The sequence below is a fragment of the Hymenobacter defluvii genome, assembly GCF_017589435.1.
GTDB lineage: Bacteria > Bacteroidota > Bacteroidia > Cytophagales > Hymenobacteraceae > Hymenobacter > Hymenobacter profundi.
The window spans coordinates 124,469-132,235 of sequence record NZ_JAGETX010000010.1 but is presented as its reverse complement, the minus strand read 5'-3'; the positions used below and the strand labels follow the sequence as shown (position 1 = coordinate 132,235).

The following is a 7,767-nucleotide window of genomic DNA, read 5'->3' as shown; positions in this document are numbered from 1 at the left end:
ATAGTTATTCTTCAGCCCGAGCTAAAGAACGCCTGCTTAGGTAGTTCGCAGGCAACAGGTCGCACGTTGCCATCGTTATTGCTCAGGACCACGACGGGGCGGCCGTCGAGGCGGGGCTGGAAGACCCGCTCGCAGGAAACGTAGAAATTGTTGCCGTCGACGAGGCCGTACATAGAGGAAGGGGCCGCCGCGGGCGACTAAAGAAATGAGAGTGAAACGGCAGGAAGCGCTTGGGTGCTAATCACGGCTACGCAGCAGGGCCGTGAGCTTGCCAGGCAACAGTTCGTGTACCACATGCGTCACCACGCCCCAGATGCGCAAGCTCTCGGACTCGGTAATTTCGTAATCAGGGTAGGCTGGGTTCTCAGCCTGCAACCACCAGCTACTCCCCCGCCGTACGAGGCGCTTGACGGTGCATTCGCCCTCGACGACGGCCACCACGATGTGGTTGTGGTCGGCCTCCAAGTGTTTATCGACGGCGAGCAGGTCGCCGGCGTGGATTTCCGCACCCTGCATGCTCTCGCCAGCGACGCGCACCAGATATGTAGCCTCGGGATGGCGGAAAAGCAGGTGATTTAGGTCGAACAGCTCTTCTAGCTCATCAGAGGCGGGTGAGGGAAAGCCTGCCGGCACGAGGCAGGCAAACAAAGGAAGCCACACGGTGGTGGTAGGGCTACTAACCTTGATTAATTCAATGGTTGTCATACGGCACGAAATCAGGACAGGAACAGCAAGTATACTAAAAATATTAGCATATTGTTTGCGTTCCGTTTCATGAAGTACATAAACTTTGCACATAAATAATTTTTTAAAATGTGTATAACATCGGCTAACGATATACTATGCAGATTTTTATCTTTCTTCAGCATAGGTTACTTTCTAAATGATCAACTAAATATTATAGTAATTAACGAACAACTTCTAGCTAAACAGGACCTGAAAAGCGATTTTTCACTGCTCAATTACGAGTAGGTACAGCTACTCGCGCATCAGGTAGATTCCTATTTCTAATTTTCAGGTCGCATACTACAGAGACATTTTAGAGACGGCGGCTCTACTTCACATTCCCAGGCCTATGGCACTGGATTTCATCTTGCCTAAATCACAAATGTTGGGCAGTTGGGAGAACGGTGTGGCTTACAAAAATTTGTTGATTCTTATGCCATAACTTGTTGTATAATAGTCAACATTATATAATAAAATTTCGTATATCCATTACACAAATCATTGACAAACAGATTATTATGTTTCAAGTTATGAAAAAACACCTACCTCCCTCCTCCCCTACACGGCCTGACGTGTATCAATTGGTCACCGACCGCTTGCTGGCCGCCTTAGAGGCGGGCGTTATTCCGTGGCGTAAGCCGTGGAATAATCAGTATGGGTTGCCGCGCAACTACGTCAGCAACCGGCCCTATAGTGGGATCAATGCTTTTCTGCTGCATATAGCGAACGACGGCCTCCCCTTTTTTGTGACATTCCGCCAAGCCCGCGAGTTAGGGGGATATATTCGCAAGGGTGCGAAGGGGCTGCCAGTCATCTACTACCATACGCTGGTCAAAGAAGACCCTGAAACGGGCGAGCAGCAACGCCTCCCGTTTATCAAGCATTACATAGTATTCAATATTACGGATGTAGAAGGCGTAAACCTTGCACTTCCGCCAGCAGCTGCTACTATGCAGCATGCCCCCTTAACGGCCGGTGAAGCCATTGTGAGCGGCTGGGCGAACCGGCCTTTACTGTGCTTGGGTGCCCGCAATGCCAGCTACAGCCCGTTACTGGATTGCGTGCGCTTGCCCCTGTTGAAGCATTTTCATAGCGCGGAGGAATACTACGCAACCCTATTTCACGAATTGACGCACGCCACCGGGCATCCTAAGCGCCTGCATCGACCCGATTTGGAGGAAGCGCTTCGCCCTAATGGCCAAGCAGGCTATGCACGGGAGGAACTAACCGCTGAAATGGGGGCGGCTTTTCTCTGCGCGCATGCCGGCTTCGATCCGGCCCGCACCACAGACAACGCCGCAGCCTACGTGCAGTTCTGGCTCGACCAGCTTCACGGAGACAAAAAATTAGTGGTGCAAGCAGCCAGCCGTGCGCAACGTGCCACTGAGTTGATTTTGGGTATCCTCCCAAGTGAGTCGGCTCTTGAAGCCTCCTGTGCGCCTGCCGCAGCTGCCTAGCAGCTCCGGCAACTAGGGGATCTTAGTGAGCAGCATATCCCCATTCTGATATTAGGAGGAGTTAAGAATCTTTTTTCTGTAAATAACTGATTTCTGCTGCGTAGCTCTTATCTTTCATAAGCTATCTGGTTTTGTGAAGAGGAAGCTTATTTCTCTCGGTGCTTAGGCGTATTACTGCCCTGCTTTCATCTCTCTGCCTCCTCTACCGGAGCCCCGTTTAACGCTACTGCATAACGCGTTTCCGATTTTCTCTTCTGAGAAACCAGTTGGTTCGACCTACCCTGCTTCCTTTGACCTATTCTATTGCAACCACGAAAAAATGAGTATTCACTTCATTGCTTCTTGGTCTTATGTTATCTACTCCTCCATTTTCGGTTCCCTCCGCCGTTGTGGGCCAACCCTATGCGTGCGCGAACGATAATCCAGGGACAGAACGCGCCCAGGCGGTATTCACCAAAGGCTTCATTAATTTCCTCTATTACTTTCCAGCGCCGACTCCTGACGACAAAGCCCTCTTCTCCTGCGCGCCACTGTACTACGGAGCAGCTATCCTCAGCACCGGTTTGCCCTTTGTCGCCTGCGAATTCGCCGGCACCGGCTGGGCCTTTGAAAGTGGCTTGAATCTGCTGGATATGACCGAGGCAGAAGCCGCCCGATGGCTGAGAACCAAATCGGGTGTCGTGCTGGAGCTAATTCTACTAGAGGCCACAAGCAATATGGTCTTGGCAGTACGGTCTATTCGTCCTCATCCGACTTTTGTAAGCCGCCTTCGCCGCAGCCTAGCACAACAACGCCCCAGTTTTTCGACGAGCCCAGCCGTTCTGGCCGCGCAGGCCGCCGCGCTGCTTCACCGTCGCTCCTGCCCCGGCCGCTTACTAGATGAAGCTACTGCATACCGCTCTGCCGTTACACAAGGAGAGTCAGCCTGTATTGAGCATTTATTAATTCATTAATTCTATAATTAATGAATTATGTAATTCACTTCGTGCGCTGGTTGGCGAAGTACTATTCTTGCATTTTTCCCTTCCGAAACGGTTGAGGCTATCTACTTACAACGGTTGTTGCGTAATAGGTGCGCTACCTCATCCTACTTGTTTGCTGCTTGATGCCTCCCTCCCGACGCACCTCCCCACAACCAAAAGTCACCGTAAATCAAGCTGAACCCGTGCCGCCGGAACAAGCGCTTGCTACGCCTCTCTACTATACCCCCACTGCAACGCAGATTCACACGCTCAGCGAACTACTGGATGCTACGAAGCTGACCGTGCGTGAACTCACTGCGGCCTGGAAGCTGGATTACCGTTCCATTCAAAAGCGGCGAAAGCATCCGGAGTTAGTAACGGTAGTGCAGGTATACCGCCTAGCCCTTATTGTCAACTTGGCACCCGACGTTCTTTTTGAACTCATTCGAAGGGAACTGGTTGCGAAGGGTGAGCTACCTGAGACCAAGCTAGCAGACTCTGACCACGCTTAACCCTATCCAGTTGGCTTATATGGACTATATAAGCCTGCATAAGTTAAGAAAGACTGCCTACCCCCTCCCCTACCCCATCGTAGCCGGTGCAAAGGACAAGCAAGCAGCTTTTCCTACTCAATCGCGCTAGCCGCTATTCCGCAGCAGGCAGTACCCCTTGTTTGCGCAGGTGCTTGATATAAAACCGAAGTGCTTCTTCCGTAAAACTCCGGTGGGACTTCTTTTCCCCTTGCCGCCGGAGCGTAACGAGGTGCTCGGCTACTTCCAGGTTGAGGCTGGCGCCAATGTACACCGCAACCCGCTCGGTTTCCCCTTCCGCCGTATGCACCGGTGGCCGGCCGCGCCGTGCCGGAGCAGTAGCTGGCTTTTCGGCGGCGGGCTTGCGCTTGCTAACGGGGGCTGATGCGACTGGTGGTGAAGGTGGTGTTAGATCATCCTCGTTTTCTACGGTCGGTGCAGTTTCCTCGGCGGGCGGATTCGGCATTTGACTACGAGCGGAGGCGGCAATATCCGGATCCGTGGATTCCAGGGTTGCTAAGGCTTCGGCAGGGGTGAGGCGGGGCCGCCGGGGGCTTTGGGCTGCTTTGGATGGAGGTAATTTCATGGCAGTTAGGAAAGTTAGGCGGCGGATTCGGCCGTAAGCCCCGTGCGCGCAATTAATTCATCACATAAGGCCCGCAATTCGTTTGCGGCTGTTTTCTCGCCCCCGCGCCAACGCAAGAACGAGGGCTCCAGGTGGCTGTACAAGGTGGAAGCACGCTTAAAAATGGCCCGCTCACTCAAGAAGGCATTCAGGCGCGGAATCTGATATTCCTCAATCATTTTATCCAGCTCCTCCTCCTCCTTCGCGCGGGTCCGTTTGTTGGCTACCCCATAGAACTCAAAGGGTAGGTTTCGCTCCGCGTAGCGCTGCTTGATGCCCGCCAGCACATGCAGAAAAGAAATGGTGCTCTGCCGCTCCCCTAAGTCAGAAAGCAACGGTACCAGGATAATGTCGCAGCCCGACAGTACCTCGATCATGGTAGTATTATCGGCCCGGCCAGCCATATCCACGAAAGCGACATCATACTGTCCCTCTACGCTGTCCAGGTAGTCGAACACTTTGGCCATGGGCTGATAAACGATGGGATACGGGAAATCCGCTTCCGGATTGGCCGTTTGTAACTCGTCCAGCCACGGTTGGTCCTGCTCAGTGCGACGGTCGCTGATAGTCTTCTGTGAGTCGGCCTCTACTACCAGCACGCGCAGGTCATAGGTAACGGCCAGGGCAGAGGCAAGCAGCATGGTAAGGGCCGACTTTCCGGCACCTCCTTTCTGGGTGGCTACGCTGATAATTTTTCCCATAGGTTCGAGAAGCAAGTAAGAAGAATGTGCGCAGCAAATATAATTATTGAATTCAAAAAATTATGAGTTTTTTATTTTTATAATTCATATTCATATTAATTAATAAAATCATGAATTATTTAAAACATGAACTAACGGCATCAATATATACTGAATTTATGATTTACTAAATTTTTGAATTCATTTCATACATGCACAATCATCCCTGTAATTAAAGAATTTTATATTTAAAGAATTCTTTAATCAGAAGAAAGAAATCATACTCTACACTAATTGTATTTAATGAATTCATTAAATATTTAACTCATTAATTCACAATCAACATAACAACAGGCGATTACCGCTGCTACATGCAAGCTTATAGACATCATTATGAACCCGGAAAGGTAAGGTGGCACGTGCCACCTTAAGAACGACAGTAGCAGTCCTGTACTGAATAGATGGTTGGCTCAGTACTCATCCGTATTGAGAAGCGCTGCTAAACAGAATGGTTGCTATTACTTGATTTAGCAAGAAGACCATCGCATAATACAAGTTAACTATTTGATTATATGTGTTTTACACTGATAAAATAGATAAATCTGGATAATTTCCAGTATAACGTATTGAATATCAGCATTTTTTTGGATAAATTCTTCCACTAAATAACTCAGAAGATGGCAGGGGAAGATCAGCGGATGAACGTCAAACTACCAGCAAGTACCCACGCGGTAGCAGCGAAAGAAGCCTTACGGTGGAAGCTCTCCATCCAAGATTACACCGATGCTGCGGTGCGGTATTTCGCCACGCGCAAGCTGAATCCCCAAGCCACTGTCGCGCGCGAAGGAGAGCTTATTATGGGCCAGGTGCACCAGGTAGGGGAGCGGGTATTCCGCTACCTGAAAGAACAAGAGCGCGGCATACACGCGGAGGTATTATCAGAGCTGGTGAGGACACGCGTAACGCAGGAGCGTACGCTCCAGATGCTGACGGCAGTAGTTGGCCGGCTGAATAACTGGTCTCCAACAGATATTCACGAACTGCTGCTGACAGCCCAAAAGGAGATAGATACCATGGTCGATTTGGTGTTGACCGACCTGCAAAAGGCAGCACCAAAAGCGGGGAAAAGGCCTACGAAAATACCTGAATAAGACCTCAAGTACTAGTGTTATGTACTGCAAGATTATCGACCCACGCACACATGGGAAGCAGGCTTATCAGAACACCGGCAGCGTGGTGCGCACAGTAAACTATTTGGTTAAAGAAGCCAAGAAGGATGGGCGCGAACCCCAGTTTTTCACAGTTACTCAGGATGGGGTAGGAGCAGATGAGATAAAGCAAGCCATAGATCGTAATAGCAAAGGACTACGGAAGGAGCAAGCCAAATTCTACTCTTTGGTTATCAGCCCGAACGCCAGGGAGCTAGACGTTATTGGTAACGACCCGGAGAAACTGAAGGCTTACACACGGGCCAGAATGGAGCACTACGCGCAGAACTTTGCACTACCCGCAGGAAAGAGACTACAGAGCGTTGATCTGGTGTGGGGAGCTATCCTGCACCAGGAGCGCACCTATCGGGGAACAGACCAGGCCGTAATAGCCGGCAGCGCTAAAGTAGGCGAGCGGCGGGAAGGCTTGCAAACACATGTGCACATCCTCGTGTCGGCCCGCGACGCTACCCGGAAGATTACCCTGAATCCGCAGGGGCCGAAAAAGCGCTTCGACATGATAGAGTGGCAAAACAGTGGGCCAGCCCATTTCGCTCAACAGTTTGGGCCACCGGACTTAGCGGGCCAGTTACGCACCTTCGGTTTTCCTACCGTCAATGAGCTACGGAACGGCGTAAAAGAAGCCATTGCACGCGCGCAGCAACGCCGGCAACGGGAGCGTGCAGAGAGCTCGGCAGGCGAGCAGCGACGCAGCCAGCACATTGCCGATAGGGTAGGAGAGATGAATCAACGTTTGGCGCCTGAGCAGCGACTTGAGACGGACCGTATTGTACAGATTGGCCAGCAAAGAGGCTATGACAAAACGTTTTACAGCCGCTTAGCTAGGCTTGAGCAACGGGTAGAGGCGGGTGTGCCGGTTGATAACGCCTACTTTCTGTTGCGTACCGGAAGGGAGCGGGAGACAACGTCGACAATTGGACGCGGCATGGGAGCTTTGTTGCGGCAGATAGTACAAAATGAGCGGGACATCAACCGCTACCGAACACAGGATATTGGCGAAAGACACAATCGGGACAAAGGAGAAATTGATATGTATTAGCACCAAAAAGCATCCCCCTACAACCACAATCCGCCTAAGGCTGGGCATGGAAGAAGATGGTACACGATCCTCTATATATCTTACGCCCAACTAAATAAGAACCTACAAGCAAATGCTGAGAAAGATTCTTACCTTATAATAGTTTGTCCAAAGTATCACCACTATTTATCTATATGAGCCAGACACCGACTCCCCGACTACCTGATAAGTTGAGTGTTACAGTCGTTGCGGCTATCATTTTGCTGCTTATGGCGGGTGGCGAGTACTACACCCTAACAACACCGAAGGCTGCTACCGGAATACGAGCGGTTGAAGCAAGCAAGGCGCATAGCTCACCTGCCGGAGGACAACCTGAGGTAGTAGGCAGAACAAGTAGCGCGACACAGAGCCAGGCACCTTCCAGATTCGCGGGTATTGAAGAGAAACTGACGCAGCGGGTGCAGGTAGGCATCCAGCGTTTTTATGCAGCCTTTGGGCTATACGTTCGCCTCAGCGTAGTAGGGCTGGCAGTGGCAATGC

Annotated in this window: 8 protein-coding genes and 1 pseudogene; 5 read left to right on the top strand and 4 right to left on the bottom strand. The window is 51.0% G+C overall.

From position 1 onward, the window contains the following. Positions 1-65: 65 nt before the first annotated feature. Together J4D97_RS16680 and J4D97_RS16675 are read right to left on the bottom strand one after the other, a co-directional pair. Positions 66-173, bottom strand: a pseudogene (locus J4D97_RS16680) (hypothetical protein); the annotation flags it as partial. 64 nt (positions 174-237) lie between these two features. Further along, positions 238-705, bottom strand: a complete 468-nt coding sequence (locus J4D97_RS16675) for a LexA family protein (protein ID WP_208308552.1) — start codon at positions 703-705, stop codon at positions 238-240. 551 nt (positions 706-1,256) lie between these two features. On the opposite strand from J4D97_RS16675, the gene J4D97_RS16670 reads away from it, so the two are divergent. The 3 genes from J4D97_RS16670 to J4D97_RS16660 all read left to right on the top strand — a co-directional run bounded on the left by J4D97_RS16670 (position 1,257) and on the right by J4D97_RS16660 (position 3,657). Further along, complete coding sequence (locus J4D97_RS16670) at positions 1,257-2,183, top strand: ArdC family protein (protein ID WP_208308551.1); 927 nt, start codon at positions 1,257-1,259, stop codon at positions 2,181-2,183. A gap of 350 nt (positions 2,184-2,533) precedes the next feature. Then, positions 2,534-3,136 (top strand): hypothetical protein, encoded by a 603-nt coding sequence (locus tag J4D97_RS16665; protein ID WP_208308550.1) that lies wholly within the window; start codon positions 2,534-2,536, stop codon positions 3,134-3,136. A gap of 149 nt (positions 3,137-3,285) precedes the next feature. Next, on the top strand, positions 3,286-3,657 hold the full coding sequence (locus J4D97_RS16660) for a hypothetical protein (protein ID WP_187320667.1): 372 nt from the start codon (positions 3,286-3,288) through the stop codon (positions 3,655-3,657). 133 nt (positions 3,658-3,790) lie between these two features. Here the strand turns inward: J4D97_RS16660 and J4D97_RS16655 are convergent, their stop codons facing one another. Next, entirely contained in the window at positions 3,791-4,261 is a 471-nt protein-coding gene (locus J4D97_RS16655; protein WP_187320668.1) for a hypothetical protein, read from the bottom strand. A gap of 14 nt (positions 4,262-4,275) precedes the next feature. After that, positions 4,276-5,001 (bottom strand): ParA family protein, encoded by a 726-nt coding sequence (locus tag J4D97_RS16650; RefSeq protein ID WP_187320669.1) that lies wholly within the window; start codon positions 4,999-5,001, stop codon positions 4,276-4,278. A gap of 656 nt (positions 5,002-5,657) precedes the next feature. Here J4D97_RS16650 and J4D97_RS16645 point away from each other — a divergent pair. Together J4D97_RS16645 and J4D97_RS16640 are read left to right on the top strand one after the other, a co-directional pair. Continuing rightward, on the top strand, positions 5,658-6,131 hold the full coding sequence (locus tag J4D97_RS16645; RefSeq protein WP_208308549.1) for a hypothetical protein: 474 nt from the start codon (positions 5,658-5,660) through the stop codon (positions 6,129-6,131). Between the two features lie 19 nt (positions 6,132-6,150). Further along, on the top strand, positions 6,151-7,248 hold the full coding sequence (locus tag J4D97_RS16640; protein ID WP_208308548.1) for a DUF5712 family protein: 1,098 nt from the start codon (positions 6,151-6,153) through the stop codon (positions 7,246-7,248). The last annotated feature ends 519 nt before the right edge of the window (positions 7,249-7,767 follow it).